We start from the raw sequence: 26,490 nt of genomic DNA, 5'->3' as shown, positions 1-26,490 counted from the left end.
ATTTGTAACCATTGATTGCCAAAAAATCACAAGCCGCTCCCCAGAAGCGGCTGTTCAACCCGTGACCACATGATGAGGTGCACCCATGTCTGATCAAGATCAAGACAACCCCCGGCGTGACTTTCTGCGCAAATCCTTGACCTTGATCCCGGTGGTCACGGTTGCCAGCACTGGCCTTGGCGGCTCGATGCTGATGGCCACGCCCGAGCCGGCCCAGGCCGCTCCCGCCAAGCCTGCGGCCAGCGAAAAAGCCTACGAGCCAAGTTACTTCACGGCCGAAGAGTGGGCGTTTATCAACGCCGCCGTGGCGCAGTTGATCCCGGCGGATGCCCAAGGCCCAGGCGCCCTGGAAGCCGGCGCCCCGGAATACATCGACCGCCAGATGAACACCCCGTACGCCAGTGGCGCCCTGTGGTTTATGCAAGGTCCGTTCAACGCCGATGCACCGCCCGAGATGGGCTGGCAGAGCAAACTGGTGCCCAAGGACATCTATCGCCTGGGTATCGCCGCGACGGATGCGTGGTCGAAAGCGTTCAACGGTAAAGCTTTTGCTGCGCAAGACAGCGCTACCCGAGACGATATGCTGCGTCGCCTGGAGGCAGGCGGCAGTGAAGTGGCCGCGCATTTTCAGGCGGTGCCGCCGAAGATTTTCTTCAACCTGCTGCTGCAAAACACCAAGGAAGGGTTCTTCTGCGACCCGATCCACGGTGGCAACAAAGGCATGGTCGGCTGGACCATGATCGGCTTCCCCGGCGCCCGCGCCGATTTCATGGACTGGGTTGAACGCAACGAGCAATACCCCTTCCCGGCAGTTTCCATCCGCGGCGAGAGGGCATAAACGTGGCGACCATCATGAAGAAAGTGGATGCGGTGATTGTCGGTTTCGGCTGGACCGGCGCGATCATGGCCAAGGAGCTGACGGAAGCAGGCCTCAACGTGGTAGCGCTGGAGCGCGGCCCGATGCAGGACACTTATCCGGACGGCAACTATCCCCAGGTCATCGACGAACTGACCTACAGCGTGCGTAAAAAACTCTTCCAGGATATCTCCAAGGAGACGGTGACCATTCGCCATAGCGTGAATGACGTCGCCCTGCCCAACCGTCAGCTGGGTGCGTTCCTGCCGGGCAATGGCGTCGGTGGCGCGGGCCTGCATTGGTCGGGCGTGCACTTTCGTGTCGACCCGATCGAGTTGCGCATGCGCAGCCATTACGAAGAGCGCTACGGCAAAAACTTCATTCCCAAGGACATGACCATCCAGGACTTCGGCGTCAGCTATGAAGAGCTGGAGCCGTTTTTCGACTACGCGGAAAAAGTCTTCGGCACCTCCGGCCAGGCCTGGACCGTGAAGGGACAGTTGGTGGGCGAAGGTCGTGGCGGCAACCCGTATGCGCCGGACCGTTCCAACCCGTTCCCCTTGGAATCGCAGAAAAACACCGTCTCCGCGCAGCTGTTTCAGAAAGCCGCTGCCGAGGTCGGTTACAAACCCTACAACCTGCCGTCAGCCAATACTTCGGGGCCGTACACCAACCCCTACGGCGCACAGATGGGCCCGTGCAACTTCTGCGGTTTTTGCAGCGGTTACGTGTGCTACATGTATTCCAAGGCGTCGCCGAACGTGAACATCCTGCCGGCGCTGCGCCAGGTGCCGAACTTCGAGTTGCGGCCCAATTCCCACGTGCTCAAGGTCAACCTCGACAGCACCAAGCGCAAGGCCACCGGCGTGACCTACATCGACGCCCAGGGCCGCGAATGCGAGCAGCCGGCCGACCTGGTGATTCTCGGCGCGTTCCAGTTCCACAACGTGCGCCTGATGCTGCTGTCGGGCATCGGCAAGCCTTACGACCCGATCACCAATGAGGGCGTGGTGGGCCGGAACTTTGCCTACCAGAACATGGCCACCATCAAGGCGTTCTTCGACAAGGACACCCACACCAACAACTTCATCGGTGCCGGCGGCAATGGCGTGGCCATCGATGACTTCAATGCGGACAACTTCGACCACGGGCCCCATGGCTTTGTGGGTGGCTCGCCGATGTGGGTCAACCAGGCCGGCAGCCGGCCGATTGCCGGCACGTCCAACCCACCGGGTACGCCGACCTGGGGCAGTGCGTGGAAGCGTGCGACCGCCGATTACTACACCCACCAGGTGTCGATGGATGCCCACGGTGCGCATCAATCCTACCGGGGCAACTACCTGGATCTGGACCCGGTGTACCGCGATGCCTACGGTCAGCCGTTGCTGCGGATGACGTTCGACTGGCAGGAAAACGACATCAAGATGAACCGCTTCATGGTCGAGAAAATGGGCAAGGTCGCCGAGGCGATGAACCCCAAGGCGATTGCCGTGCTCGGCAAAAAGGTCGGTGAGCACTTCAACACCGCGTCGTACCAGACCACTCACCTCAACGGTGGCGCGATCATGGGCACCGATCCCAAGACCAGTGCGTTGAACCGTTACCTGCAATGCTGGGATGTACACAACGTGTTTGTCCCCGGCGCGTCCGCTTTCCCACAAGGCTTGGGCTACAACCCTACCGGCCTGGTGGCGGCGCTGACCTATTGGTCGGCCCGTGCGATCCGCGAGCAGTACCTGAAAAACCCCGGCCCACTGGTTCAGGCATAAGGAGCGATGACCATGAAAGCATTTGTTATCGCCTCTCTGGCGCTGTTCAGCAGTTGCTCGGTAAGCGCTGCGGAGACCGACCTGATCAAGCAGGGCGAATACCTGGCCCGCGCCGGTGACTGCGTGGCTTGCCACACCGCCAAGGGCGGCAAGCCGTTCGCCGGTGGCCTGCCGATGGAAACGCCGATTGGCGTGATCTACTCCACCAACATCACCCCGGACAAGAGTGGCCTGGGCGACTACAGCTTCGAAGACTTCGACAAGGCCGTGCGCCATGGCGTCGCCAAGAGCGGTAGTACCCTTTACCCGGCCATGCCCTATCCGTCTTACGCGCGCGTCAGCGATAGCGATATGCAGGCGTTGTATGCGTACTTCATGAAGGGCGTGGAGCCGGTTGCGCAGGACAACAAGGCCAGTGATATTCCATGGCCGTTGAGCATGCGCTGGCCGTTGGCCGCGTGGCGCTGGATGTTTGCGCCTGAGGTTGCCGAAGCGCCGTCAGCCGCGCAGGCCGACCCGGTGATCAGCCGTGGCGCCTATCTTGTGGAAGGTCTCGGCCACTGCGGCGCCTGCCACACGCCGCGAGCCCTGACCATGCAGGAAAAAGCCCTGAGTGCCAGCGAGGGTAGCGCGTTCCTGTCCGGCAGTGCGCCGCTGGAAGGCTGGATCGCCAAAAGCCTGCGCGGTGACCACAAGGACGGCCTCGGCAGCTGGAGCGAGGAGCAACTGGTGCAATTCCTCAAGACCGGCCGCAGCGACCGTAGCGCGGTGTTTGGTGGCATGAGCGATGTGGTCGTCCACAGCATGCAGTACATGTCGGAAAATGACCTGACGGCTATCGCCCGTTACCTCAAGAGCCTGCCGGCGGTAGATCCCAAGGATCAGCCGCACCAGTACGACAAACAGGTCGCTGAGGCCCTGTGGAAAGGCGACGACAGCCAGCGCGGTGCCTCTGTGTACATCGACAACTGCGCCGCTTGCCACCGCACCGATGGGCATGGCTATACACGGGTATTCCCGGCCCTGGCCGGCAACCCGGTGTTGCAGACGGCGGATGCTACGTCGTTGATCAACATCGTGTTGAACGGCGGCACCTTGCCGGCGACCCACGCGGCGCCGTCCACCTTCACCATGCCGGCGTTCGCCTGGCGCTTGTCGGACCAGGAGGTGGCGGATGTCGTCAGTTTCATCCGTGGCAGTTGGGGCAATAAAGGTGCGCCGGTGAAAGCCGGCGACGTGGCGGACTTGCGCGAAAAGCACTGATGTTTCCCTGACCGCCAAACGGCACTGGTCAGAAACCGCGCGCCTCGATACTGTATATAAAAACAGTATTGAGGCGTTTTTATGTCTACTGCGCTGCCGCCCCGTGGCCGGGGCACGGCCACCAACCTGCATAACCGCTTTGCGCCCACCGTCAGCGTGGCCGAGGACGACGGCTGGTACCAGGAAGTGCCGCCGACCCAGGGCACCGAAGTGCGTATCGAAACGGCCAAGACCATCATCACCCGTAACAACTCCCCGGACTTGCCGTTTGATCGCTCGATCAACCCTTATCGTGGCTGCGAGCACGGCTGCATCTACTGTTATGCGCGGCCCAGCCATGCCTATTGGGATATGTCGCCGGGGCTGGATTTCGAGACCAAGCTGATCGCCAAGAGCAACGCCGCCGAGGTGCTGGAGCAGCAACTGTCGAAGCCGGGTTACGTGTGTGCGCCGATCAACCTGGGGTCCAACACCGACCCTTATCAGCCCATCGAGCGCGAGTACCGCATCACCCGGCAAACCCTTGAGGTGCTGCTGCGTTATCGGCACCCGGTGACCATCATCACCAAGGGCTCGCTGATCCTGCGCGATCTCGACCTGCTCACCGAGTTGGCCAAGCAACGGCTGGTGGCCGTGATGATCAGCCTCACCAGCCTGGATGACGAACTCAAGCGCATTCTGGAGCCGCGCACGGCGGCGCCCAAGGCGCGGTTGCGGGCGATTCGAGTGATGCGTGAGGCGGGTATCCCGGTGGGCGTGTTGTGTTCGCCGATGATCCCGATGATCAACGACAGCGAGCTGGAAAGCCTGCTCAGCGAAGCCCACGCTGCCGGCGCGCAAAGTGCGGCGTACATGATGCTGCGCCTGCCGCTGGAGGTGGCGCCGTTGTTCGAGGAGTGGCTGGCGGCGCATTACCCGCAACGCGCGGCCCATGTGATGAGCCTGGTGCGCCAGGTGCGTGGCGGTGAGGTGTATGACAGCCGCTTCGGCGTACGCATGCGCGGCGAGGGGCCGTTTGCCGATCTGCTGGCCCAGCGTTTCAGCAAGGCGATCAAACGCCTGGGGCTCAACCGTCGGGAAGGGTTTAATCTGGATTGTACGGCGTTCTGTCCGCCGGGCAGGCAGATGGCGTTGTTGTAGACTGTTGAGGTTAGGTGCGCATTTCTTGTAGGAATAGTCTCACTTTGACATCACTGAAACCCGCGTTCTAGAGCGGTTCATTCAGTTTGAGTTAAGTTTCGGCGGCTACCTTGTCCAGCGAGTGACTGATGAGTCGGCGGGCTGTTTTTTGGCGTTTGCAACGATTGCACTGGCCAGGCGTCGAACGCATTTGAACACTCCCCTGCATTAACCAAGAGGATGAATCATGAGTGATAAGGATAAACAGCCGTTGGCTGCGTCGGCTTCAGCCCCTGAGGTGGCGGAAACCGCCGATGCAGCGCTAAAGCATATCGTTGACGGCTTTTTGCATTTCCATCACGACGTCTTCCCCCAGCAGGAAGAACTCTTCAAGAAACTCGCCACGGCCCAGAGCCCACGGGCGATGTTCATTACCTGCGCCGATTCGCGCATCGTCCCCGAGCTGATTACCCAGAGTTCGCCGGGCGACCTGTTCGTGACCCGTAACGTCGGCAACGTGGTGCCGCCCTACGGCCAGATGAACGGCGGTGTTTCCACGGCCATCGAGTACGCGGTACTCGCCCTGGGCGTGCAGCACATCATTGTCTGCGGGCACTCCGACTGTGGCGCGATGCGCGCGGTGCTCAACCCCGACAGCCTGGAAAAAATGCCGACGGTAAAGGCCTGGCTGCGGCATGCCGAGGTCGCCAAGACCATGGTCCATGACAACTGCGACTGCGCCAACGAAAGCGAAAGCATGAAGGTGCTGACCGAAGAAAACGTCATCGCCCAGTTGCAACACTTGCGCACCCACCCTTCCGTGGCTTCGCGCATGGCCAATGGACATTTGTTTATCCATGGCTGGATCTACAACATCGAGACCAGCGAAATCCGCGCCTACGATGCCGATCAGTCCACGTTCAGACCCTTGAACGGCGAAGGGCCAATCCCTTGCGCGACGCCTAAAGCGCGCTTCTAAAACACTTCCCTGCCGGGTAAAGCGGTGGCTGCCATGGATGCAGCCAGGCTTTGCCGCGCCCGGCGAATGCCTCGGGAGAGTCATCATGCGTGCTGCTCAATTGAAAGCTGTATTGCCACGGGAGCTGCTCGCCTCGGTGGTTGTGTTCCTGGTCGCCCTGCCCTTGTGCATGGGCATTGCGATTGCGTCCGGCATGCCGCCGGCCAAGGGTTTGATCACCGGGATCATCGGTGGCCTGGTGGTCGGGTGGCTGGCGGGTTCGCCGCTGCAAGTCAGCGGCCCGGCGGCAGGCTTGGCGGTGTTGGTGTTTGAGTTGGTGCGCCAACACGGAATGATGATGCTGGGGCCGATCCTGCTGTTGGCGGGCTTCCTGCAACTGGTGGCCGGGCGGTTGCGCCTGGGCTGCTGGTTCCGCGTAACGGCGCCGGCGGTGGTGTACGGCATGTTGGCGGGCATCGGCGTGCTGATTGTGCTGTCGCAGATCCATGTGATGCTCGACGGTGTGCCCAAGCCTTCGGGGTTGGATAACCTGGCGGGTTTTCCGGCAGCAGTGGCGCAGGCGATTCCGAGCGTTGGTTGGCAGGCGGGCTTGCTTGGGTTGTCGACGATGCTGGTGATGTATGTGTGGGATCAATTTCGCCCGAAAACCTTGCGCTTTGTTCCTGGCGCGTTGCTGGGAGTGGGCCTGACCACGCTGGTTAGCCTGATGCTGGCGTTGCAGGTCAAGCGTGTGGAAGTCCCGGAAAACCTCGCGGACGCCATCGACTGGCTGCGCCCCAGCGACCTCTTGAACCTGGCCGATCCTCAGCTGTTGATCGCGGCATTCGCCGTGGCCTTTATCGCCAGCGCCGAGACCTTGCTTTCTGCCGCAGCGGTTGACCGTATGCACAACGGCCAGCGTTCGGATTTCGACAAGGAATTGTCCGCGCAAGGTGTAGGCAACATGTTGTGCGGCCTGGTCGGCGCCCTGCCGATGACCGGCGTGATCGTGCGCAGCTCCGCCAATGTGCAGGCCGGTGCGACCACGCGCTTATCGGCGATGTTCCACGGGCTGTGGCTGTTGGCCTTCGTGTTGTTGCTGTCGAGTGTGCTGCAAAGCATCCCGGTGGCGAGCCTGGCGGGCGTGCTGGTGTACACCGGGATCAAGCTGGTGGACATCAAGGCATTCAAGGCGTTGGGACGTTATGGACGCATGCCGATGTTCACCTATGCGGCGACGGCGCTGGCGATCATCTTTACCGACCTGCTGACCGGTGTGCTGGTGGGCTTTGGGCTGACGCTGGTCAAGCTGGCGTTCAAGGCTTCGCGCTTGAAGGTGAGCCTGATCGACCTGCCCCAGGACGGTGAAATGGAACTGCGCTTGAGTGGTGCGGCGACCTTCCTGAAAGTACCGGCGTTGACCCAGGTGCTGTCGACGGTGCCGGCGGGGACGACCGTGCATGTGCCGCTGAACAACCTGAGTTACATCGACCACTCCTGCCTGGAGTTGCTGGAGGAATGGGCGCGGGCCAATGCGGCGAAGGGCTCGAAGCTGGTGATCGAGGCGCGTGGGTTGAAGCGCCGGTTGGAAGGCCGAGTGCGGATGACGACGGGGATAGGTTCGGCGGCATCGACTGGCTGACGAAACCGGATCAACAGTGTGGGCACCGGCTTTTGTGGGAGCCGGGCTTGCCCGCGATGCAGGCACCTCGGTGTTTCAGTTGCACTGAGGTGATGCTATCGCAGGCAAGCCAGCTCCCACAGATGTCAGCTCCCACACCCATTTGTCCGCTATCGGCTTCAAGAATCAGGCCGGCTGATCCAACGCCAACTCCACACCCAACTGCCGCGACAGGCACGGCCAGCGCTTCCACGCCGCTTCCGTGTCCGGGCTCTTGAGCGTTTCGCGATAAGCCTCCACCGACTCCAGCGCAAAGCTGTCTTCGTTGAGCATCTCATCGACCGCCAGATGCACGGCCTCATCCAGGCTGTTGGCAAACTCTTCGCCGATCAGCTGGTGCGCAATCAGGTTGGCCACGGTGGTGTCCGCCGGGATCAACGGCTGGCCGAAATGCTTGATATACAGATCGTTTACTTCTTCCACCAGGCGATGGGCCAGGTAGGCCTCGTCCAGCAGGCCATCGAGGCCGATATGCCCGGCGAGGATCGCGGGCGGTTGCAGGAAGAATTGCTCGGCGATTTTCAGCACCGGCTTGATCTGGCTTTCGATGCCAGCCTCGCGGGCCACGTCGTTGGCGGCGTCGAGCAGGTCCGGGACGAGGTCGATGTAGGCTGTGACAAAGCGCGTCATGACAATGTTGCGATCACCGTCAGCCAAAGTGATGGCCGAATGCAGGTGCGGCAATTGGGTTTCCAGTTGCTGGGCAAGCTGGCCCGTGCTGGCTTCGTGTTGATGGGCACGGGAAATCTGCTCGCGCAATGCGGCGGTGTTCATGAGGGCTCCAGTGATGCAGGCGTAGGAAAAGGGAGAGGATAAGGTAGCTCGTTTATACGAGCGCCTCAGACGCATTTGTCATAATTATTTCATGGTTATGCGCCTGCGTTATATCGAAATGCCATCGTTCGTCGGATAAACGATTCCGCTCCCGGTTTTATTGGCTCCGCCCGTCTGTTTTTGCTGATTTGTCCCCACACATTGCGGGGTTGCAGGTGCTGTCTATACTCGGTTTTGTAAGCAATTAGCTGATGACGCCAGACTGCATAAGCAGGTGAGGCTAAGCGGTTGTAAGCAGTATGGAAGCCGCTCCCTTCGACGCAGGTGCAAACCGGCGGGATAACAAGAACGATAAGGGGAACCCGCAATGACGCGACATCCACACGTTTGGATGGGCCTTCTGTTGTGGTCGGTATTCGGCCAGGCGCACGCCGCCTGGACCACGAATATGGCGCCAGGGGCGACTGAAGTCAGCCACGCTGTGTTTGACCTGCACATGACCATTTTCTGGATCTGTGTGGTGATCGGCATCATCGTGTTTGGCGCGATGTTCTGGTCGATGATCCTGCACCGCCGGTCCACGGGCCAGGTGGCGGCCAAGTTCCACGAGAGCACCACCGTGGAGATCCTCTGGACCGTGGTGCCCTTGCTGATCCTTGTCGCGATGGCCATTCCGGCGACCAAGACCCTGATCAATATCTACGACAGCAGTGAGTCGGATATCGATATCCAGGTCACCGGCTACCAGTGGAAGTGGCACTACAAATACCTGGGCCAGGACGTGGAGTTCTTCAGCAACCTGGCCACCCCCGCCGAGCAGATCCATAACCAGGCGACCAAGGGCGAGCACTACCTGCTGGAAGTCGATCAACCGCTGGTGCTGCCGGTGGGCGCCAAGGTGCGCTTCCTGGTGACCGCCGCCGACGTGATCCACTCCTGGTGGGTGCCGGCCTTTGCGGTCAAGCGCGACGCTATCCCCGGCTTCGTCAATGAGGCCTGGACGCGCGTCGAGAAGCCCGGCATCTACCGTGGCCAATGCGCTGAGCTGTGTGGCAAGGACCACGGCTTCATGCCGATCGTGGTCGAGGTCAAGTCCAAGGCCGACTACGACACCTGGCTGGCTGAGCGCAAAGACGAAGCCGCCAAGCTCAAGGAATTGACCTCCAAAGAGTGGACGCTGGAAGAACTGGTGGCCCGTGGCGACAAGGTCTACCACACCGCCTGCGTGGCCTGTCACCAGGCTGAAGGCCAGGGCCTGCCGCCGATGTTCCCGGCGCTCAAGGGCTCGCCAATCGCCACCGGGCCCAAGGAAGACCACTTGCACCGCGTCTACTTCGGCAAGCCCGGCACCGCCATGGCGGCGTTCGGCAAGCAGCTGTCGGAAGTGGATATCGCCGCCGTTGTCACCTACGAGCGCAACGCCTGGGGCAACAACAAAGGCGACATGGTCACGCCGAAAGACGTGCTGGCCATCAAGCAGGCGGAAAGCAAATGACTGACTTCAGAGCGTCTACCTCGACCGGCCCCGCCCACTCGCCTGCAGGAGAACGGCCATGAGCACTGTGATCGATGACCATGGTCACGCCGACCACGCCCACGGCCCCGCCAAAGGCCTGATGCGTTGGGTGCTGACCACCAACCACAAAGACATCGGCACGATGTACCTGTGGTTCGCCTTCACCATGTTTCTGCTCGGCGGCTCGTTCGCCATGGTGATCCGCGCCGAACTGTTCCAGCCCGGCCTGCAGATTGTCGAGCCGGCGTTCTTCAACCAGATGACCACCATGCACGGACTGATCATGGTGTTCGGCGCGGTGATGCCGGCGTTTGTCGGCCTGGCCAACTGGATGATCCCGCTGATGATCGGCGCGCCGGACATGGCCTTGCCGCGCATGAACAACTTCAGCTTCTGGCTGCTGCCCGCGGCATTCCTGCTGCTGGTCTCGACCTTGTTCACGCCTGGCGGCGGGCCGAATTTCGGCTGGACCTTCTACGCCCCGCTCTCCACCACCTATGCGCCGGAAAGCGTGACGTTCTTCATCTTCGCCATTCACCTGATGGGCATCAGTTCGATCATGGGCGCGATCAACGTGGTCGCCACCATCCTCAACCTGCGCGCGCCGGGCATGACCCTGATGAAAATGCCGCTGTTCGTCTGGACCTGGCTGATCACCGCGTTCCTGTTGATTGCGGTGATGCCGGTGCTGGCGGGTTGCGTGACCATGATGCTGATGGACATCCACTTCGGCACCAGCTTCTTCAGCGCGGCCGGTGGCGGTGACCCGGTGCTGTTCCAGCATGTGTTCTGGTTCTTCGGCCACCCCGAGGTGTACATCATGATCCTGCCGGCGTTTGGCGCCGTCAGCTCGATCATCCCGACCTTCTCGCGCAAGCCATTGTTCGGCTACACCTCGATGGTGTACGCCACGGCGAGCATCGCGTTTCTGTCGTTTATCGTGTGGGCGCACCACATGTTCGTGGTCGGCATTCCGCTGGTGGGCGAGTTGTTCTTCATGTACGCGACCTTGCTGATCGCCGTGCCGACGGGGGTGAAGGTGTTCAACTGGGTCAGCACCATGTGGCAAGGCTCGCTGACCTTCGAGACGCCGATGCTGTTTGCTGTGGCCTTTGTGATCCTGTTCACCATCGGCGGCTTCTCCGGGCTGATGCTGGCGATTGCTCCGGCGGACTTTCAGTACCACGACACCTACTTTGTGGTGGCGCACTTCCATTACGTACTGGTGCCCGGCGCGATCTTCGGCATCTTCGCCTCGGCCTACTACTGGCTGCCGAAATGGACCGGCCACATGTACGACGAAACCCTGGGCAAGCTGCACTTCTGGTTGTCTTTCGTGGGCATGAACATGGCGTTCTTCCCGATGCACTTTGTGGGATTGGCCGGCATGCCGCGGCGGGTGCCGGACTACAACCTGCAGTTCGCCGACTTCAACATGGTGTCGTCGATTGGCGCGTTCATGTTCGGCGCCACGCAGATCTTCTTCCTGTTTATCGTGATCAAGTGCATCCGTGGCGGCCCGCCAGCACCGGCCAAGCCGTGGGATGGCGCCGAAGGGCTGGAGTGGAGCGTGCCTTCGCCGGCGCCGTACCACACCTTTACTACGCCGCCGGAGGTCAAATGAACACCCCACTCGCCAAGCCACCCCAAATCCCCTGTGGGAGCGGGCTTGCCCGCGATAGCGGTGTGCCAGGCGCTGCAAATGTCGGCTGTGAGGCCCTCATCGCGGGCAAGCCCGCTCCCACATTGATCGAGTTCACTTTGGGTGGTTGTTATGGCTGAGTCGGTGCCGCTTAAACGCCTGGTCACCCGCCTGCTGATCCTGGTGGTCGCCATGTTCGCCTTCGGCTTCGCCCTGGTGCCGATCTACGACGTGATGTGCAAGGCGTTCGGCATCAACGGCAAGACCGCCGGGCAGTACGAAGGCTCGCAGGTGGTGGACCCGTCGCGCCAGGTGCGCGTGCAGTTCCTCTCCACCAATGCCATCGACATGGTCTGGGAGTTCCACGCCAAGGCCGATGAAGTGGTGGTCAACCCCGGTGCCGTGACCGAGATGCTGTTCGTGGCCTACAACCCCACGGACAAGGCCATGACCGCCCAGGCCGTGCCGAGCATTTCCCCGGCGGAAGCGGCGATGTACTTCCACAAGACCGAATGTTTTTGCTTTACCCAGCAGGTGTTGCAGCCGGGCCAGCGCATCGAGATGCCGGTGCGTTTTATCGTCGATCGCGACATGCCCAAGGATGTGAAGCATTTGACCCTGGCGTACACGCTGTTTGATATCACTGCGCGCCAACCGCCGGTGGCCGTCCGCAGCGGCGGCTAGCTACTGTTTGCCCCCTCAATCAGGAGAGCGAATACATGTCGTCTCATGATACGTACTACGTACCAGCGCAAAGCAAATGGCCAATAATTGCCACCGTTGGCATGCTGGTCACGGTGTACGGCCTGGCCGTGTGGTTCAACGATCTCAAGGCCGCGCGCCCGGAATCCCACGGGCCGTGGATCTTTTTCGTCGGCGGGTTGTTGCTGGCCTACATGTTGTTTGGCTGGTTCGGCGCGGTGATCAAGGAAAGCCGCGCCGGTTTGTACAGTCCGCAGATGGACCGCTCGTTTCGCTGGGGCATGACCTGGTTCATCTTTTCCGAGGTGATGTTCTTTATCGCATTCTTCGGTGCACTGTTTTATGTCCGGCACATGTCGGCGCCGTGGCTGGCGGGCGAGGGCTCAAAAGGCATCGCGCACATGCTGTGGCCGAACTTCGAGTTTGCCTGGCCGTTGCTCAACAACCCTGACCCAAAACTGTATCCCGCGCCCGAAGGCACGATCAGCCCGTGGGGCCTGCCCCTGGTCAACACCATCTTGCTGGTGAGTTCCAGCGTGACCATCACCATCGCCCACCACGCGCTGCGCAAAGGTCATCGCGGTGCGCTGAAGATCTGGCTGGCGCTCACCGTGCTGCTGGGCTTGGCGTTTCTCGGGTTCCAGGCCGAGGAATACATCCACGCCTATAAAGAGCTGGGCCTGACCTTGGGCTCGGGGGTGTACGGCGCGACGTTCTTCATGCTCACCGGTTTCCACGGCGCCCACGTGACCATCGGCACGATCATTCTGTTTGTGATGCTGATGCGCATCCTCAAGGGGCATTTCAATGCCGAGCATCAGTTCGGCTTCGAAGCGGCGAGCTGGTATTGGCACTTTGTGGATGTGGTGTGGATCGGCCTGTTTTTCTTCGTCTATGTGCTGTGAGGCGTCTTACCACGGCGCGTGAGAAACCAGTTGGCCGCTGAAAAACCCCCAGGTGATCAACGCCAGGGTGATGACAGCGAACACGACACGCACGGTCAAGGCAGTGACGAGGCGATTGGAGTTGCCCTCGTCCTTGACCAGAAAGAACAAGCCACTGAACAGGCTCACAACGGTCGCGATCAGCATCAGGGCAATAGCGGCTTTGAGCATGGTCGGGCTCCAATGGGATGGGCGGGCAATGAAAACAAGTATAGCCAGCGCCATAAAATGCTTTAGTCCCGGGATCGCGCCGACACTGGTGGTGTTGGTGCTGCTGCCGTTGATGGTGGGCCTGGGGTTTTGGCAGCTGTCTCGCGGCCATGAAAAGCAGCTGCTGGTGGACAGTTACGCCGAGCGGCGCGCGGCGGAGCCGATCAGTAGCGCGCAACTCAACGACATGCCTGACCCGGCCTTTCGCCGCGTGCGCTTGCGCGGCCAATTTGACGCCGAACACAGCGTGTTGCTCGACAACCGCATGCGCGACGGCAAGGCCGGCGTAGAGCTGCTGCAACCCTTCCACGACCAGGCCAGCGGCTTATGGCTGCTGCTCAATCGCGGCTGGCTGCCCTGGCCAGACCGGCGCACCCCGCCCGCCTTCACTACGCCGGCCACGCCGATCAATCTCGACGCCTGGGTGTATGTCGCTCCCGGCGAAACCTTCCAGCTGCATGCCGACCCGGCGACCGCGCAATGGCCGCGCCTGCTGACGGCCTTGCACCCTGGCGTGTTGTGGGCGGAATTGGATCGCAGCGGCTTTGCCTACGAGCTGCGCGCCGAAGCCGGTCTTGGCACGTACGACACCACCTGGGCCGTGGTCGCCATGGGCCCGGAAAAACATCTCGCCTACGCCGTGCAATGGTTCGCCATGTCGCTGGCGTTGCTGGCGCTGTACCTCTATCTCGGCTGGCATAACAAAAAGGAGAAGTCCCATGGGAGCGGCCATGAATCCACTCAACATGTCTGAGGCGCCGGACCGGCGCAAAGGCCGCTGGCAGTTGATCCTGATCCTGATGATGGTGATCGGGCCGATGGCGTTGGCCACGTTCATGTACAAATTGCAGTTCTGGGTGCCGGAGAGTCGCAGCTACCACGGCGAGATGATCGGCAACGGTCAGACCCGCGCCGATATCGGCGTGCAGGCTGATGAGGAGCGCTGGCAGCTATTGGTCACCGCGCCCGCCGCTTGCGCTGCCGATTGCCAGCAACTGGTGTACCTGGCGCGTCAGCTGCAAATCGGCCTGGGGCGTGATGCGTCCCGCGCCAGCCATGCCTTGGCCAGCGCGCAGCCAGTGAGCGCTGAGTACGAGGCCAAGTTGAAAGCTGAATACCCGCAACTGCAACGCTATCCGCTGGACTTGCCGACGTACGGCAAGCACGCGGCCGCGCCGGGCGATGCGCAGCTGTGGATCGTCGACCCCCACGGCAACCTGGTGTTGCGCTACGACGCCACGGTCAAGGGCAAGGACTTGCTCAACGACCTGCGCCACCTGCTGAAACTGTCGAATATCGGATAAGGGCATCGTCATGGCCAAACCTGGATTTCGCCTCGCGTTGTTTGCCACCTTGCTGGCGTTGATCGTCGTGTTGCTCGGCGCCTATACCCGCCTGACCCACGCCGGCCTCGGTTGCCCGGACTGGCCGGGTTGCTACGGCTTTATCAGCGTGCCGCAAAGCGAAACCCAGCTGGCCCATGCCGAATTGCACTTCCCCGACACACCGGTGGAGGCGGACAAGGGCTGGAGCGAGATGATTCATCGCTACTTCGCCGGCACCTTGGGGCTGCTGATCGTAGTGCTGGCCGCGCGCTCGTGGAGCCATCGCCGGGATCCGGGCCAGCCGGTGAAGCTGCCGCTGTTCCTGCTGGCGGTGGTGTTCGCCCAGGCCGCGTTTGGCATGTGGACGGTGACGCTGAAGCTGTGGCCGCAGGTGGTGACCGGGCATCTGCTGGGCGGCTTTGCCACCTTGAGCCTGCTGTTTCTGCTGACGCTGCGCCTGTCCGGCGTGCTGCCTGCGCTGATCGTGCCCAAGCGCCTGCAATATTGGGCGACGGCCGGGTTGGTGCTGGTGATCGGGCAGATTGCGCTGGGCGGCTGGGTCAGCTCCAACTATGCGGCGGTGGCCTGCATCGATCTGCCGACCTGTCATGGCGAGTGGTGGCCGGCGGCGGACTTTGCCAATGGCTTTCATCTGACCCAGCACATCGGGCCCAACTATTTGGGCGGGCAACTGGACAGCGAGGCGCGCACGGCGATTCACCTGACCCATCGCCTGGGCGCAGTGGTGGTTTCGCTGGTGTTGCTGGGGCTGGCCTGGCAACTGCGCGCCGTGGGCATGAGCCGTTTGGCCGGCCTGCTGCTGATCGCCCTGGGTGCGCAAATCTGCCTGGGCTTGAGCAATGTGTATTTCCACCTGCCGCTGCCGGTGGCGGTCGGGCATAACGCCGGCGGCGCGGCGTTGCTGCTGACGCTGGTGCTGGTCAACTACCACGCCCGTACCAGCCTGGTGCGGGTGCGCAATCAGCTGCCGTTTGGCTGGCGTTTTATCCCGCGCAAACACGTCTCGGGCCTCATCACCCTTAAAGGAGAGATGCCATGGCGACCTTGATCGGCGCGCATCAAAGCCAGGCGATCTGGCGTGATTACCTTGAGCTGACCAAGCCGAAAGTGGTGGTGCTGATGCTGGTCACCTCGCTGGTGGGGATGTTCCTCGCCACCCGCGCCGGCGTGCCGTGGGCGGTGCTGGTGTTCGGTAACCTGGGGATTGCCCTGTGTGCCGGCGGTGCGGCGGCGGTCAACCATGTGGTGGACCGGCGCATCGATGCGGTGATGGCGCGCACCCACAAAAGGCCGCTGGCCGAAGGGCGCGTGTCGCCCGTGGCGGCGCTGGTCTTTGCATTGCTGCTGGCGGTGGCAGGGTTGGCCCTGTTGCTGGCGTTTACCAACCCCTTGGCGGCGTGGCTGACCCTGGCTTCGCTGTTGGGTTATGCGGTGATCTACACCGGCTTTCTCAAGCGCGCGACGCCGCAGAATATCGTGATCGGCGGCTTGGCCGGTGCGGCGCCGCCGCTGCTGGGTTGGGTTGCCGTCACCGGCCATATCAGCGCCGAGCCTTTGCTGCTGGTGCTGATCATCTTCGCCTGGACCCCGCCGCACTTCTGGGCCCTGGCCATCCATCGCAAGGAGGAATACGCCAAGGCGGATATCCCGATGCTGCCGGTCACCCACGGCGAGCACTACACCAAGGTGCATATCCTGCTCTACACCTTCGCCTTGCTGGCGGTGAGCCTGATGCCCTTTGTCATCCACATGAGCGGCCTGCTCTACCTTGTGTGTGCACTGCTATTGGGCGCGCGCTTTCTGCAATGGGCCCTGGTGTTGTACCGTGGCGCTCAGCCGCACGCGGCGATCAACACCTTCAAGTACTCTATCTGGTACCTGCTGCTGCTGTTTATCGCCCTGCTCGTCGACCATTACCTACTGTTGAGCCTATGACCCGTACTCAAAAAACCGTCTTTATCCTGGTGGCCATTGTCGCGTTGATCATGGGCCTGACCGTCAACAAAGTGCTCAATGGCAAAGGCCAGGGCGACCCCACCGCGCTGATCGACGCCGGCATCATCCTGCTGCCGCAAAGCCGCCAACTGCCGCCAGTGACCATGACCAATCAGGAAGGCCAGCCGGTGCTGGTCAATGAGTTGAAGGGCAAGTGGAGCCTGCTGTTCTTCGGCTACACCTTCTGCCCGGACATTTGCCCGACCACCCTCGCCCAGCTGCGCCAGATCAAGAGCGAACTGCCCAAGGAGGCGGTGGATAAGTTGCAGGTGATCCTGGTCAGCGTTGACCCCAATCGCGACACGCCGACCCAGCTCAAGCAGTACCTGGGCTACTTCGACCCGCAGTTTGTTGGCCTGACCGGCGCGAATGTGGAGGAGGTGCAGAAGGTCTCGAATGCGGTGAGCATCCCGTTCATTCCGGCGGATACCAGCAAGCCGAACTACACGGTGGACCACAGCGGCAACCTGGCGCTGATCGGGCCGGACGGGACCCAGCGCGGGTTTATCCGGGCGCCGTTGAATAATCAGAAGTTGGTGGTGCAGTTGCCGGTGCTGTTGCAGCGCCAATAACCAGCAACACAAAACAAATGTGGGAGCCGGACTCATGTGGGAGCTGGCTTGCCTGCGATTGCATCACCAGGGTGTGACTGACACACCTCGGTGCCTGCATCGCAGGCAAGCCAGCTCCCACACAAGCCCGCTCCCACATTATTTGATCTCCGGTGTTTGGGAGATCGAGTCAGATCAGAACGCCGGCTTGATCGCGCCTTTGTACTTCTCTTCGATGAATTTCTTCACTTCAGGCGTGTGCAGGGCTGCCACCAGCTTCTTCACCGCGTCCGAATCCTTGTTGTCTTCGCGGGTCACCAGGATGTTCACGTAAGGCGAGTCGCTGCCTTCGATGACCAGTGCGTCCTTGGATGGGTCCAGCTTGGCTTCCAGGGCGTAGTTGGTGTTGATCAGTGCCAGGTCAACCTGGGTCAGTACGCGCGGCAGGGTGGCGGCTTCCAGTTCGCGGAACTTCAGTTTTTTGCTGTTACCGGTGATGTCCTTGATGGTCGACAGGATGTTGGTCGGGTCCTTCAGGGTGATCAGGTTGTGCTTGGCCAGCAGCAGCAGCGCGCGGCCGCCGTTGGTGGCGTCGTTCGGGATCACCACGTTGGCGCCGTCCGGCAACTCGGCGAGGGTCTTGTACTTGCTGGAGTAAGCGCCCAGGGGTTCCAGGTGCACGGCGCCAACGCTGACCAGGTGCGTGCCCTTGGCCTTGTTGAACTCATCCAGGTACGGCTGGTGCTGGAAGAAGTTGGCGTCCAGGCGCTTTTCCGCGACCTGTACGTTTGGCTGCACGTAGTCGGTGAAGACCTTGACCTGCAGATCCACGCCTTCTTTGGCCAGGGCAGGTTTCACGAATTCGAGGATTTCCGCGTGCGGCACCGGCGAGGCCGCGACCGTGATGGTCTCGGCGTGGGCGGAAAACGCGGCAACGGCGGCGAAAGCAACCAGTAGTTTTTTCATCCAGCAAGCTCCTTGTTCGGGCATGTGCCGGCTTTGAGCCGGCAATGGCCGTTATTTTCGAGAAAAGTGCACCACCAGCTTGTCGCCGACGGTTTGCAGAATTTGCACCAGGATCAACAGCATCACCACGGTGACTACCATCACATCGGTCTGGAAACGCTGGTAACCGAAGCGGATCGCCAGGTCGCCCAGGCCACCGGCGCCAACCACACCGGCCATCGCCGTGTAGGAAACCAGTGTAATCGCCGTCACCGTAATCGCCGCGAAAATGCCGGGGCGGGCTTCGGGCAGCAAGGCGTTGGTGATGATCTGTCGCGTCGTGGCGCCCATCGACTGGGTGGCTTCGATGATGCCGCGGTCCACTTCACGCAGGGCGGTTTCCACCAGGCGCGCGAAGAACGGCGTCGCACCGACCACCAGCGGCGGAATGGCACCGGCCACGCCCAGCGACGTGCCGGTGATCAGCACGGTGAACGGGATCATCACGATCAGCAGGATGATGAACGGCAGCGAACGCAGAATGTTCACGATCAGCGACAGCAGCGCGTACAGGCCTTTCTGTTCGAACAGTTGGCGCGGGCTGCACAGGAACAGCAGCACGCCCAAGGGCAGGCCGAGCAGCACGGTGAAGAACAGCGAACCGAACAGCATGATCATGGTATCGCCGGTGGCGAGCCAGATTTCCGACCAGTCGATATTGGCGAAGAAACTCAACAGGACTTCCATTAGCGCAGGACCTCCATGTGGACGTCTGCGGCGGTGAAGCGCGCAAACGCGGCGTCCATGTCGCCGCCGGTGACGGCGAGGGTCAATTGCCCGTAAGGGATGTCTTTGATGCGGTCGATACGACCGGCGAGGATGCTGTAGTCCACACCCGTTTCACGGGCGACGGTTCCCAGCAGCGGCGCGTAGGTCGCGTCGCCCTGGAACGTCAGGCGCACGATGCGGCCGGGGACGTGGGCGAAGTCATCGCGCTGCTCGTTTTCATCGACCTGTTCGGACTCTTGCACGAAACGCTTGGTGGTCGGGTGCTTGGGGTGCAGGAACACGTCGGCCACCGAGCCTTGCTCGACGATGACGCCGGCGTCCATCACGGCCACCTGGTCGCAGACGCGGCGGATCACGTCCATTTCATGGGTGATCAGCACGATGGTCAGCTTCAGCTCGCGGTTGATCTCGGCCAGCAGTTGCAGGACCGACGCGGTGGTTTGCGGGTCGAGGGCGCTGGTGGCTTCGTCGCACAGCAGGATCTTTGGCTTGGTCGCCAGGGCGCGGGCGATGCCGACGCGCTGTTTCTGGCCGCCGGACAATTGCGCCGGGTACTTCTTGGCGTGATCCGACAGGCCGACGCGGGCCAGCAGCTCGGCGACGCGCAGGTCGATTTGCTTGCGCGACAGTTCGCCGGCCAGGGTCAGTGGCAGCGCCACGTTGTCGGCAACGGTCTTGGAAGCGAGCAGGTTGAAGTGCTGGAAGATCATCCCGACCTGCTGGCGGAAACGGCGCAGGCCATTGGCGTCCAGGGCGGTGACTTCTTCACCATCGACAGTGATCTGACCGCCGCTGGGTTGTTCTAGGCGGTTGATCAGACGCAAAAGGGTACTTTTTCCCGCGCCGGAGTGGCCAATCAGGCCAAACACCTGGCCGTTCTCGACGCGCAGGCTGGTGGGGTGCAGCGCGGGGATTTCCTTACCGGCGACGCGGTAGGTTTTATGGACGTTATGAAACTCGATCACGTAGCGAACCTTGTGGGGCGCATGGAAAAGGGATCAGCGGTTAGCCGGGCGCGCATTTTAGCCTGTCCGTATAGCGTTTCTTAGCATTTATTTCGCATTCATCCAGCGATTTGGCAATAACGCGATCAAAGGTCATAAAAAAGGAACGGCTCAAAACCCCATCAGTCACTACTCAAGCAATGCGCTTCCCGGGTGCCGTGCCTGGGTCTGAATAAGGAGTTTTGACTGATGAGTACGAAAAAGCCAAAGAGCGAACTCGCCGGAACCGACACCCTGGACCGTAAGAACACCAATGCCAAGCTAGAGGCCTTGGAAGAATTCCGCTCCGACGCCACCGGCCAAGCCCTGCGTACCAACCAAGGCGTGAAGATCTCCGACAATCAGAACAGCTTGAAGGTCGGTGCGCGCGGGCCTTCGCTGCTCGAAGATTTCATCATGCGGGAAAAGATCACGCATTTTGACCACGAGCGCATTCCGGAGCGCATCGTGCATGCGCGCGGCACCGGTGCCCATGGTTACTTCCAGACCTATGAAAACCATTCTGCACTGACCAAAGCCGGCTTCCTGCGCGACCCCGGTCATAAAACCCCGGTATTCCTGCGTTTTTCCACGGTGCAGGGCCCGCGTGGCTCCGGTGATACGGTGCGCGACGTACGTGGTTTTGCCGTGAAGTTCTTCACCGACGAAGGTAACTTCGACCTGGTCGGCAACAACATGCCGGTGTTTTTCATTCAGGACGCGATCAAGTTTCCTGACTTTGTCCACGCGGTAAAACCTGAGCCCCACAACGAGATTCCTACAGGCGGTTCGGCCCACGACACCTTCTGGGACTTCGTGTCGCTGCAGCCGGAATCGGCGCATATGGTGATTTGGGCAATGTCCGACCGGGCGATTCCTAAAAGCCTACGGGCCATGCAGGGTTTTGGGGTGCACACCTTTCGCTTCATTAACGCCGAAGGCACGTCCAACTTCGTTAAATTCCACTGGCGTCCTACGGCCGGCACCTGCTCGCTGGTGTGGGACGAAGCGCAAAAGCTCGCAGGTAAAGATACCGACTACCACCGCCGCGATCTCTGGGAAGCGATTGAGACGGGCGACTACCCCGAGTGGGAATTGGGCGTGCAGGTGATTCCCGAGGAGAAGGAGCATGCGTTCGACTTCGATATTCTCGACCCGACCAAGCTGATCCCCGAAGAACTGGTGCCGATCACGCCGTTGGGCAAGATGGTGCTGAATCGCAACCCGGATAACTTTTTCGCTGAAGTCGAGCAGGTCGCCTTCTGCCCAGGCCATATCGTGCCGGGTATCGACTTCTCCAATGACCCGTTGTTGCAGGGCCGTCTGTTTTCCTACACCGATACGCAGATCAGCCGACTCGGTGGCCCGAACTTTCATGAGTTGCCGATCAACCGCCCGGTGGCGCCGTTCCATAACGGCCAGCGCGATGCCATGCATCGCACCACTATCGATAAAGGGCGTGCGGCGTACGAACCCAACTCCATCGATGGCGGCTGGCCGAAGGAAACCCCGCCCGCTGCGCAGGACGGTGGCTTTGAGTCCTACCATGAGCGCATCGATGCCCATAAGGTGCGCGAGCGCAGTGAGTCATTTGGCGATCACTTCTCCCAGGCGCGCCTGTTTTTCCACAGCATGAGCAAGCACGAGCAAGAGCACATCATCGCGGCGTACAGCTTTGAGCTGGGCAAGGTGGAGCGTGAATACATCCGTGTGCGCCAGGTGAATGAGATCCTCGCCAACATCGACCTGGAGTTGGCCAAGCGTGTGGCGCAGAACCTGGGCTTGCCAGTGCCGAAGAAAGGTACGGTGCCGGAGCGCAAAACCTCCTTGGCTCGCTCGCCGGCGTTGAGCCAGGCCAATCTGCTGTCGGGCGACATCAAGACGCGCAAAGTGGCGATCCTGGCCGCGAATGGCGTGGACGGTGCTGCAATCGACGCCTTGAAGAAAGTGCTGAAGGCCGAAGGCGCCCACGCCAAATTGCTCGGGCCGACCTCGGCACCGGTCACTACGGCGGATGGCAGGAGTTTGCCGGTGGATGCGTCCATGGAAGGCTTGCCGTCGGTGGCGTTCGACGCGGTGTTTGTGCCCGGCGGCGCCAAGTCGGTGAAGGCGTTGAGCGAAGATGGCGTGGCGCTGCATTACCTGCTGGAGGCTTACAAGCATTTGAAAGCGATTGCGGTGGTGGGCGAGGCAAAGCAGTTGCTGGAGCTGTTGAAGCTGGAGGCGGATGCGGGGTTGATCGTCGGCGGGGATGCCAAGGCATTGAAGGCGTTTGTGGCGGCGATTGCCCAGCATCGGGTTTGGGAGCGGGAGCCGAGGGCTAAGGGGATTCCGGCTTAAGTCATTGGTTGTTGGTTGGATCGCTATCGCGGGCAAGCCCGCTCCCACAGTTTGATTTGTGAACACAGTCAAAATGTGGGAGCTGGCTTGCCTGCGATGGCTTTATTGCGCCTTGCGCGGAATCAACACAACCTGCGCCGGGATCTTCTTCAGGATCTGCCGGTGCAGTTTCAGGTCATACGCCGAATCAATACGCTTGACCCGCTTGGTCAGCAGCGTCGCCAACCATGGATAGTCTTCGGTGCGCGGCACCTGAATGCTCACATCACACTGGTAATTCACCACATCGGTGGCGATCGCATCCAGTTGATGACGAAGTTCCTCAATGTCGCGCAGGTTCAACGCCACGGTGGTGCTTTCGGCCGTCGGGTCGATGACCTTGGCCACCGGCTTGGCTTCGGCGGCTTTCAGGGCGGCTTCGGCTTGGTCCAGTTCGGCTTTGCGGGCGTGGCTGATGGCGCTGTTCACGCCGCCGGTCAGTGCCGGCGCCTTGGGCATCAGGGCGCGGGCGCGGCTGAGGGCAGTGGCGGCGGCATTGACGTCGCCTTTTTGCAGGACGATCTGGCTGCGCTGCAGGTAGGCTTCGGCCAATTGGCGTTGGTATGGCTCCAGCGCCGGATCGTTGGGCGACTGGGCTTGCAGTGCGGCCAACTGGTCTTCGGCGGTGGCCAGCTCACTGCTGGCGAGGTTTTGCTCCAGCTGTGCGATGGCCGTAGCGCGTGCGTCCGGGGCCTGGACGGCGGCGGGCGGTGTGCTTTGACAGGCGCCCAGCAGCAGGGAAAATGCGGCAAGGAGCAGATAACGGGAGGTGAACGGCTTCATTCCTGCGACTCTCTATTTGCGCAAAAAGCGAGCAAGTCTACACCCCTCGACGGGGCAGGACAAAACTCAGCAGAAACAGCGCGGCGGCCGTGACCACAATCGACGGCCCGGCCGGCGTGTCCTTGAACCAGGACAGCGCCAGGCCTCCGCACACGGCGAGCATCCCCAGCAGGCTGGCGCCAATCGCCATCTGCTCCGGTGAGCGGGCATGGCGCTGGGCGGCGGCTGCGGGAATGATCAGCAGCGACGTGATCAACAATACGCCGACAATCTTCATCGCGACAGCAATCACCACGGCGATCAACAACATCAGGGCCATGCGCAAGGTCGGCACGGGCAGGCCTTCGACGGTGGCCAGTTCTTCATGCACGGTGATGGCCAGCAGCGGGCGCCACAGGGCGATCAGCAATACCAGCACGACCGCGCTGCCGCCGAGGATCCAGCCCAGGTCGGTGCTGCTGATCGCCAGCAGGTCGCCGAACAGGTAGGCCATCAGGTCGATGCGCACTTCGTGCATGAAGCTCAGCACCACCAGGCCCAGAGACAAGGTGCTCGGCGCGAGGATGCCGAGCAGGGTGTCGGAGGCCAGCGGCTGGCGCTGTTGCAGGGTCACCAGCAGCACCGCCAGCAACAGGCAGCCGACGGTGACGGCGATGGTCGGGCTGACATCCAGCAAAAAGCCCATGGCCACGCCCAGGAGCGCAGCGTGGGACAGCGTGTCGCCAAAATAGGCCATGCGCCGCCAGACGACGAACGAGCCCAACGGGCCCGCCACCAGCGCCAAAGCCAAGCCTGCCAGCAGGGCGTAGAGCAGAAAATCAGCCATGCTTGCAGCTATCTCCGTGAACGTGGGTATGGGATGCGGCGGGATCGTCGACGACTTCGCCGTGCAAATCGTGGGCGTGGTCGTGATGGTGATGGTAGATCGCCAGGCTCTGTGCGTTCTTGCCGAACAGTTCGACGAACGCCGGGTCGCCGCTGACCTGTTCCGGGTGGCCGGAGCAGCACACGTGGCGGTTGAGGCACACCACTTGGTCGGTGGTGCTCATCACCAGGTGCAGGTCGTGGGACACCATCAGCACGCCGCAGCCATGGCGGTCACGCAGGCGGGTGATCAGGCTGTACAGCTCGGCCTGGCCGGCGACGTCGACGCCTTGCACCGGTTCATCCAGCACCAGCAGCTCCGGCTCGCGCAGCAAGGCGCGGGCCAGCAGCACGCGCTGCATTTCGCCGCCGGAGATGCTTTGCACCGGGCTGTCGATGACTTGCTCGGCGCCGACTTCCTTGAGCGCGGCCTGGGCGCGGGCGCGGTCGACACCGGGCACCAGGCGCAGGAAACGCAGTACAGACAGCGGCAGGGTCGGGTCGACGTGCAGTTTTTGCGGCATGTAGCCCACACGCAGCTTGGGCTTGCGCCACACGCTGCCGGTGTCGGGCTTGAGCAGGCCAAGCACGGCGCGCACCAGGGTGGTCTTGCCGGCGCCGTTGGGGCCGATCAGGGTGACGATTTGCCCAGGCTCGACGCTCAGTGCGATGTTATCCAGCACGGCTTGCCCGGCGAACGTGACCCCGACCTGTTCCAGGCGGATTAACGCATTGCTCATCAAGCCCCCTGGCAGCCCGAGCACAGGCCGACCACTTCGACCGTTTGCCCTTCGACCCGGAAACCGACGTCGGCAGAGCTCTTGATGATGGCGTCGCTGATGCTTTTTTGTTCAAGCTCGATGGCGGCGTGGCACTCGCGGCAGATCAGGAACTGGCCCTGGTGCGCGTGTTCCGGGTGGTTGCAGCCGACAAACGCGTTGAGCGAAGCGATGCGGTGCACCAGGCCGTTCTCCAGCAGGAAATCCAGCGCGCGGTACACGGTCGGCGGTGCCGCGCGGCGGCCGTCCTGCTCGCTGAGCACGCCGAGGATGTCGTAGGCGCCCAGCGGCTTGTGGCTCTGCCACACCAGTTCCAGCACGCGGCGACGCAAGGCGGTCAGGCGCAGGCCCTTCTGTGCGCACAGGGTGTCGGCTTCCGACAGCGCGGTATGCACGCAGTGAGAGTGGTCGTGGGGACGGCTGGCAAGCGGTGTTTTAGGCATGAGCGGCGACAGATATTTGATAGAGACGTTATTATGTTACCTGTTCCTACGCCATTGAGTGGTCATCGTGTCCCGACTTTTTCCCGTTTTTGTCGTATTTGTCGCCAGTTTGTTCGTAACCGGCGCCGCTCAGGCCGAGATCAAGGTGCTGACCAGCATCAAGCCGCTGCAGTTGATCGCCGCCGCTGTGCAGGACGGCGTGGCCGTTCCAGAGGTGCTGTTGCCACCGGGCGCGTCGCCGCATAACTACGCATTGCGTCCATCCGACGTACGGCGCGTGCAGTCAGTCGACCTGCTGTATTGGATCGGTCCGGACATGGAGAGCTTCCTGCCGCGCGTATTGAAAGGTCGTACAGCGACGACGGTGGCGGTGCAGGACCTTCCAGGGATGAAACTGCGTCGTTTCGCCGAAGATAGCCACTCCCACGCCGACGAAGCCGACGAGCATGACCACGATCACCGCCCGGGCAGCCTGGATGCGCACCTGTGGTTGTCCACGGTGAATGCGCGGGTGATTGCGGCGCGAATGGCGGCTGATCTGGCCACTGCCGATCCGGCGAATGCTGCGCGTTACCAGAGTAACGTCAAGGCGTTCAATGAGCGCCTGGATGCGCTGGATGCGCGTTTGAAGACGCGTCTGGCGTCGATTGGCGACAAACCCTATTTCGTCTTCCATGAAGCCTTCGATTATTTCGAAGATGCCTACGGGCTCAAGCACACCGGTGTGTTCAGCGTTGCCGCTGAGGTGCAGCCTGGTGCCCAGCATGTGGCCGCGATGCGTACGCGCTTGCAGGAAGTGGGCAAGACTTGTGTGTTCAGTGAGCCGCCGTTGCGTCCGCGATTGGCTGAGACGCTGGTGGCTGGCTTGCCGGTGAAGTTGGCGGAGTTGGATGCGCTGGGTGGTTACACGCCGGCCACGGCTCAGGGGTATGAGCAGGTGCTGGAGAAGCTGGGGAATGATCTGGCGGGTTGCCTGGAGTCGCTCTGACAGCCAACACAAAACCCATGTGGGAGCGGGCTTGCCCGCGATAGCGGTCTGTCAGTTCACACATTTGGTGACTGATATATTGCTATCGCAGGCAAGCTGAACTGGTCCAGTAATTTCGGACATTCTTTTCGGTTCTCACGCCGCTAACTTTTCTGCTGCTATTGGCGAATGGTATCCGTTGTAGCTGTGGCGCCTTACGCTGTTGTAGCGC

General features: G+C 61.6%; 26 protein-coding genes. 17 read left to right on the top strand and 9 right to left on the bottom strand.

Translation table 11 applies throughout. The features are described from left to right. The first annotated feature begins 85 nt into the window (after positions 1-85). The 6 genes from ACU688_RS16355 (at position 86) to ACU688_RS16330 (ending at position 7,607) form a co-directional block, all read left to right on the top strand. Positions 86-838: a gluconate 2-dehydrogenase subunit 3 family protein gene (locus tag ACU688_RS16355; RefSeq protein WP_448185612.1), complete on the top strand. Its 753-nt coding sequence runs from the start codon at positions 86-88 to the stop codon at positions 836-838. Positions 839-840: 2 nt separating this feature from the next. Further along, complete coding sequence (locus ACU688_RS16350; protein WP_448185611.1) at positions 841-2,625, top strand: GMC family oxidoreductase; 1,785 nt, start codon at positions 841-843, stop codon at positions 2,623-2,625. Between the two features lie 12 nt (positions 2,626-2,637). Then, on the top strand, positions 2,638-3,888 hold the full coding sequence (locus ACU688_RS16345; RefSeq protein WP_448185610.1) for a c-type cytochrome: 1,251 nt from the start codon (positions 2,638-2,640) through the stop codon (positions 3,886-3,888). A gap of 81 nt (positions 3,889-3,969) precedes the next feature. Next, positions 3,970-5,028, top strand: coding sequence for a PA0069 family radical SAM protein (locus ACU688_RS16340; RefSeq protein ID WP_448185609.1), 1,059 nt, complete (start codon positions 3,970-3,972; stop codon positions 5,026-5,028). Between the two features lie 226 nt (positions 5,029-5,254). Then, a complete protein-coding gene (locus ACU688_RS16335) occupies positions 5,255-5,986 on the top strand; it encodes a carbonic anhydrase (protein ID WP_124527067.1) in 732 nt (243 codons plus the stop codon). 85 nt (positions 5,987-6,071) lie between these two features. Continuing rightward, positions 6,072-7,607 carry a SulP family inorganic anion transporter gene (locus ACU688_RS16330; protein WP_448185608.1) on the top strand — a complete coding sequence of 512 codons (1,536 nt, stop codon included), beginning with the start codon at positions 6,072-6,074 and terminating at the stop codon, positions 7,605-7,607. A 165-nt stretch (positions 7,608-7,772) separates the two neighbouring features. Here ACU688_RS16330 and ACU688_RS16325 read toward each other — a convergent pair whose 3' ends face one another. Then, positions 7,773-8,420 carry a hypothetical protein gene (locus ACU688_RS16325; protein WP_448185607.1) on the bottom strand — a complete coding sequence of 216 codons (648 nt, stop codon included), beginning with the start codon at positions 8,418-8,420 and terminating at the stop codon, positions 7,773-7,775. A 367-nt stretch (positions 8,421-8,787) separates the two neighbouring features. Between ACU688_RS16325 and coxB the strand changes: the two genes are divergently transcribed. From coxB to ACU688_RS16305, 4 genes are all read left to right on the top strand, one after another. Then, the gene (gene coxB / locus ACU688_RS16320) at positions 8,788-9,915 is read left to right on the top strand and encodes a cytochrome c oxidase subunit II (RefSeq protein ID WP_448185606.1); all 1,128 of its coding nucleotides are present in this window, start codon (positions 8,788-8,790) and stop codon (positions 9,913-9,915) included. A 58-nt stretch (positions 9,916-9,973) separates the two neighbouring features. After that, positions 9,974-11,560: a cytochrome c oxidase subunit I gene (gene ctaD / locus ACU688_RS16315; protein ID WP_017734710.1), complete on the top strand. Its 1,587-nt coding sequence runs from the start codon at positions 9,974-9,976 to the stop codon at positions 11,558-11,560. A 150-nt stretch (positions 11,561-11,710) separates the two neighbouring features. Further along, positions 11,711-12,262, top strand: a complete 552-nt coding sequence (locus ACU688_RS16310; protein WP_448185605.1) for a cytochrome c oxidase assembly protein — start codon at positions 11,711-11,713, stop codon at positions 12,260-12,262. 35 nt (positions 12,263-12,297) lie between these two features. Next, positions 12,298-13,185 carry a cytochrome c oxidase subunit 3 gene (locus tag ACU688_RS16305; RefSeq protein WP_448185604.1) on the top strand — a complete coding sequence of 296 codons (888 nt, stop codon included), beginning with the start codon at positions 12,298-12,300 and terminating at the stop codon, positions 13,183-13,185. Positions 13,186-13,191: 6 nt separating this feature from the next. Here the strand turns inward: ACU688_RS16305 and ACU688_RS16300 are convergent, their stop codons facing one another. Then, positions 13,192-13,395 (bottom strand): twin transmembrane helix small protein, encoded by a 204-nt coding sequence (locus ACU688_RS16300; RefSeq protein ID WP_017734707.1) that lies wholly within the window; start codon positions 13,393-13,395, stop codon positions 13,192-13,194. 28 nt (positions 13,396-13,423) lie between these two features. Between ACU688_RS16300 and ACU688_RS16295 the strand changes: the two genes are divergently transcribed. Genes ACU688_RS16295 through ACU688_RS16275 form a run of 5 tightly spaced genes read left to right on the top strand, consistent with a single transcriptional unit; the run spans position 13,424 to position 17,347 of the window. Further along, positions 13,424-14,188, top strand: coding sequence for an SURF1 family protein (locus ACU688_RS16295; RefSeq protein ID WP_448185603.1), 765 nt, complete (start codon positions 13,424-13,426; stop codon positions 14,186-14,188). Further along, entirely contained in the window at positions 14,154-14,738 is a 585-nt protein-coding gene (locus ACU688_RS16290) for a PA_0111/PP_0108 family redox-active disulfide protein (protein WP_448185602.1), read from the top strand. Before ACU688_RS16295 ends, ACU688_RS16290 begins: the two co-directional genes overlap by 35 nt. Before the next feature lie 10 nt (positions 14,739-14,748). Next, complete coding sequence (locus tag ACU688_RS16285; RefSeq protein WP_448185601.1) at positions 14,749-15,828, top strand: COX15/CtaA family protein; 1,080 nt, start codon at positions 14,749-14,751, stop codon at positions 15,826-15,828. Beyond that, positions 15,816-16,715, top strand: a complete 900-nt coding sequence (gene cyoE / locus ACU688_RS16280; RefSeq protein WP_448185600.1) for a heme o synthase — start codon at positions 15,816-15,818, stop codon at positions 16,713-16,715. The genes ACU688_RS16285 and cyoE overlap by 13 nt, the downstream gene beginning before the upstream one ends. Beyond that, entirely contained in the window at positions 16,712-17,347 is a 636-nt protein-coding gene (locus ACU688_RS16275) for an SCO family protein (protein ID WP_448185599.1), read from the top strand. Before cyoE ends, ACU688_RS16275 begins: the two co-directional genes overlap by 4 nt. Before the next feature lie 174 nt (positions 17,348-17,521). Here ACU688_RS16275 and ACU688_RS16270 read toward each other — a convergent pair whose 3' ends face one another. The 3 genes from ACU688_RS16270 to ACU688_RS16260 are packed head-to-tail and all read right to left on the bottom strand — an operon-like array spanning position 17,522 to position 20,025. Continuing rightward, positions 17,522-18,292 carry a MetQ/NlpA family ABC transporter substrate-binding protein gene (locus ACU688_RS16270; RefSeq protein WP_017734701.1) on the bottom strand — a complete coding sequence of 257 codons (771 nt, stop codon included), beginning with the start codon at positions 18,290-18,292 and terminating at the stop codon, positions 17,522-17,524. A gap of 51 nt (positions 18,293-18,343) precedes the next feature. Continuing rightward, on the bottom strand, positions 18,344-19,018 hold the full coding sequence (locus tag ACU688_RS16265; RefSeq protein ID WP_124527079.1) for a methionine ABC transporter permease: 675 nt from the start codon (positions 19,016-19,018) through the stop codon (positions 18,344-18,346). Next, positions 19,018-20,025 (bottom strand): methionine ABC transporter ATP-binding protein, encoded by a 1,008-nt coding sequence (locus ACU688_RS16260; protein WP_017734699.1) that lies wholly within the window; start codon positions 20,023-20,025, stop codon positions 19,018-19,020. Before ACU688_RS16260 ends, ACU688_RS16265 begins: the two co-directional genes overlap by 1 nt. A 228-nt stretch (positions 20,026-20,253) precedes the next feature. Here ACU688_RS16260 and katE point away from each other — a divergent pair, with 228 nt between their 5' ends. Beyond that, positions 20,254-22,383, top strand: coding sequence for a catalase HPII (katE, locus tag ACU688_RS16255; RefSeq protein WP_448185598.1), 2,130 nt, complete (start codon positions 20,254-20,256; stop codon positions 22,381-22,383). A gap of 102 nt (positions 22,384-22,485) precedes the next feature. Here katE and ACU688_RS16250 read toward each other — a convergent pair whose 3' ends face one another. Genes ACU688_RS16250 through zur form a run of 4 tightly spaced genes read right to left on the bottom strand, consistent with a single transcriptional unit; the run spans position 22,486 to position 25,291 of the window. After that, positions 22,486-23,205, bottom strand: coding sequence for a PA5502 family lipoprotein (locus ACU688_RS16250; RefSeq protein ID WP_207045660.1), 720 nt, complete (start codon positions 23,203-23,205; stop codon positions 22,486-22,488). Between the two features lie 37 nt (positions 23,206-23,242). Beyond that, complete coding sequence (gene znuB, locus ACU688_RS16245; RefSeq protein ID WP_017734696.1) at positions 23,243-24,031, bottom strand: zinc ABC transporter permease subunit ZnuB; 789 nt, start codon at positions 24,029-24,031, stop codon at positions 23,243-23,245. Further along, positions 24,024-24,809: a zinc ABC transporter ATP-binding protein ZnuC gene (gene znuC, locus ACU688_RS16240; RefSeq protein ID WP_448185597.1), complete on the bottom strand. Its 786-nt coding sequence runs from the start codon at positions 24,807-24,809 to the stop codon at positions 24,024-24,026. Before znuC ends, znuB begins: the two co-directional genes overlap by 8 nt. Then, positions 24,809-25,291 carry a zinc uptake transcriptional repressor Zur gene (zur, locus tag ACU688_RS16235; protein WP_026136513.1) on the bottom strand — a complete coding sequence of 161 codons (483 nt, stop codon included), beginning with the start codon at positions 25,289-25,291 and terminating at the stop codon, positions 24,809-24,811. The genes znuC and zur overlap by 1 nt, the downstream gene beginning before the upstream one ends. 58 nt (positions 25,292-25,349) lie before the next feature. Between zur and ACU688_RS16230 the strand changes: the two genes are divergently transcribed. After that, positions 25,350-26,279, top strand: coding sequence for a zinc ABC transporter substrate-binding protein (locus tag ACU688_RS16230; protein WP_448185596.1), 930 nt, complete (start codon positions 25,350-25,352; stop codon positions 26,277-26,279). Positions 26,280-26,490 lie beyond the last annotated feature (211 nt).

Source organism: Pseudomonas acericola (SeqCode), from assembly GCF_053456465.1.
This window is presented reverse-complemented; position numbering and strand designations above follow the sequence as displayed.

What these genes read in the sequence shown, in the direction of transcription:
- ACU688_RS16335 (WP_124527067.1), top strand. Translation starts at nt 5,255, where the DNA reads ATGAGTGATAAGGATAAACAGCCGTTGGCTGCGTCGGCTTCAGCCCCT.
- ACU688_RS16305 (WP_448185604.1), top strand. Translation starts at nt 12,298, where the DNA reads ATGTCGTCTCATGATACGTACTACGTACCAGCGCAAAGCAAATGGCCA.
- ACU688_RS16250 (WP_207045660.1), bottom strand. Translation starts at nt 23,205, where the DNA reads ATGAAGCCGTTCACCTCCCGTTATCTGCTCCTTGCCGCATTTTCCCTG.
- ACU688_RS16285 (WP_448185601.1), top strand. Translation starts at nt 14,749, where the DNA reads ATGGCCAAACCTGGATTTCGCCTCGCGTTGTTTGCCACCTTGCTGGCG.
- ACU688_RS16345 (WP_448185610.1), top strand. Translation starts at nt 2,638, where the DNA reads ATGAAAGCATTTGTTATCGCCTCTCTGGCGCTGTTCAGCAGTTGCTCG.
- ACU688_RS16270 (WP_017734701.1), bottom strand. Translation starts at nt 18,292, where the DNA reads ATGAAAAAACTACTGGTTGCTTTCGCCGCCGTTGCCGCGTTTTCCGCC.
- ACU688_RS16265 (WP_124527079.1), bottom strand. Translation starts at nt 19,018, where the DNA reads ATGGAAGTCCTGTTGAGTTTCTTCGCCAATATCGACTGGTCGGAAATC.
- znuC (WP_448185597.1), bottom strand. Translation starts at nt 24,809, where the DNA reads ATGAGCAATGCGTTAATCCGCCTGGAACAGGTCGGGGTCACGTTCGCC.
- zur (WP_026136513.1), bottom strand. Translation starts at nt 25,291, where the DNA reads ATGCCTAAAACACCGCTTGCCAGCCGTCCCCACGACCACTCTCACTGC.
- ACU688_RS16275 (WP_448185599.1), top strand. Translation starts at nt 16,712, where the DNA reads ATGACCCGTACTCAAAAAACCGTCTTTATCCTGGTGGCCATTGTCGCG.
- ACU688_RS16355 (WP_448185612.1), top strand. Translation starts at nt 86, where the DNA reads ATGTCTGATCAAGATCAAGACAACCCCCGGCGTGACTTTCTGCGCAAA.
- ACU688_RS16310 (WP_448185605.1), top strand. Translation starts at nt 11,711, where the DNA reads ATGGCTGAGTCGGTGCCGCTTAAACGCCTGGTCACCCGCCTGCTGATC.
- ACU688_RS16290 (WP_448185602.1), top strand. Translation starts at nt 14,154, where the DNA reads ATGGGAGCGGCCATGAATCCACTCAACATGTCTGAGGCGCCGGACCGG.
- cyoE (WP_448185600.1), top strand. Translation starts at nt 15,816, where the DNA reads ATGGCGACCTTGATCGGCGCGCATCAAAGCCAGGCGATCTGGCGTGAT.
- ACU688_RS16330 (WP_448185608.1), top strand. Translation starts at nt 6,072, where the DNA reads ATGCGTGCTGCTCAATTGAAAGCTGTATTGCCACGGGAGCTGCTCGCC.
- ACU688_RS16340 (WP_448185609.1), top strand. Translation starts at nt 3,970, where the DNA reads ATGTCTACTGCGCTGCCGCCCCGTGGCCGGGGCACGGCCACCAACCTG.
- katE (WP_448185598.1), top strand. Translation starts at nt 20,254, where the DNA reads ATGAGTACGAAAAAGCCAAAGAGCGAACTCGCCGGAACCGACACCCTG.
- ACU688_RS16300 (WP_017734707.1), bottom strand. Translation starts at nt 13,395, where the DNA reads ATGCTCAAAGCCGCTATTGCCCTGATGCTGATCGCGACCGTTGTGAGC.
- ACU688_RS16325 (WP_448185607.1), bottom strand. Translation starts at nt 8,420, where the DNA reads ATGAACACCGCCGCATTGCGCGAGCAGATTTCCCGTGCCCATCAACAC.
- znuB (WP_017734696.1), bottom strand. Translation starts at nt 24,031, where the DNA reads ATGGCTGATTTTCTGCTCTACGCCCTGCTGGCAGGCTTGGCTTTGGCG.
- ctaD (WP_017734710.1), top strand. Translation starts at nt 9,974, where the DNA reads ATGAGCACTGTGATCGATGACCATGGTCACGCCGACCACGCCCACGGC.
- ACU688_RS16295 (WP_448185603.1), top strand. Translation starts at nt 13,424, where the DNA reads ATGAAAACAAGTATAGCCAGCGCCATAAAATGCTTTAGTCCCGGGATC.
- coxB (WP_448185606.1), top strand. Translation starts at nt 8,788, where the DNA reads ATGACGCGACATCCACACGTTTGGATGGGCCTTCTGTTGTGGTCGGTA.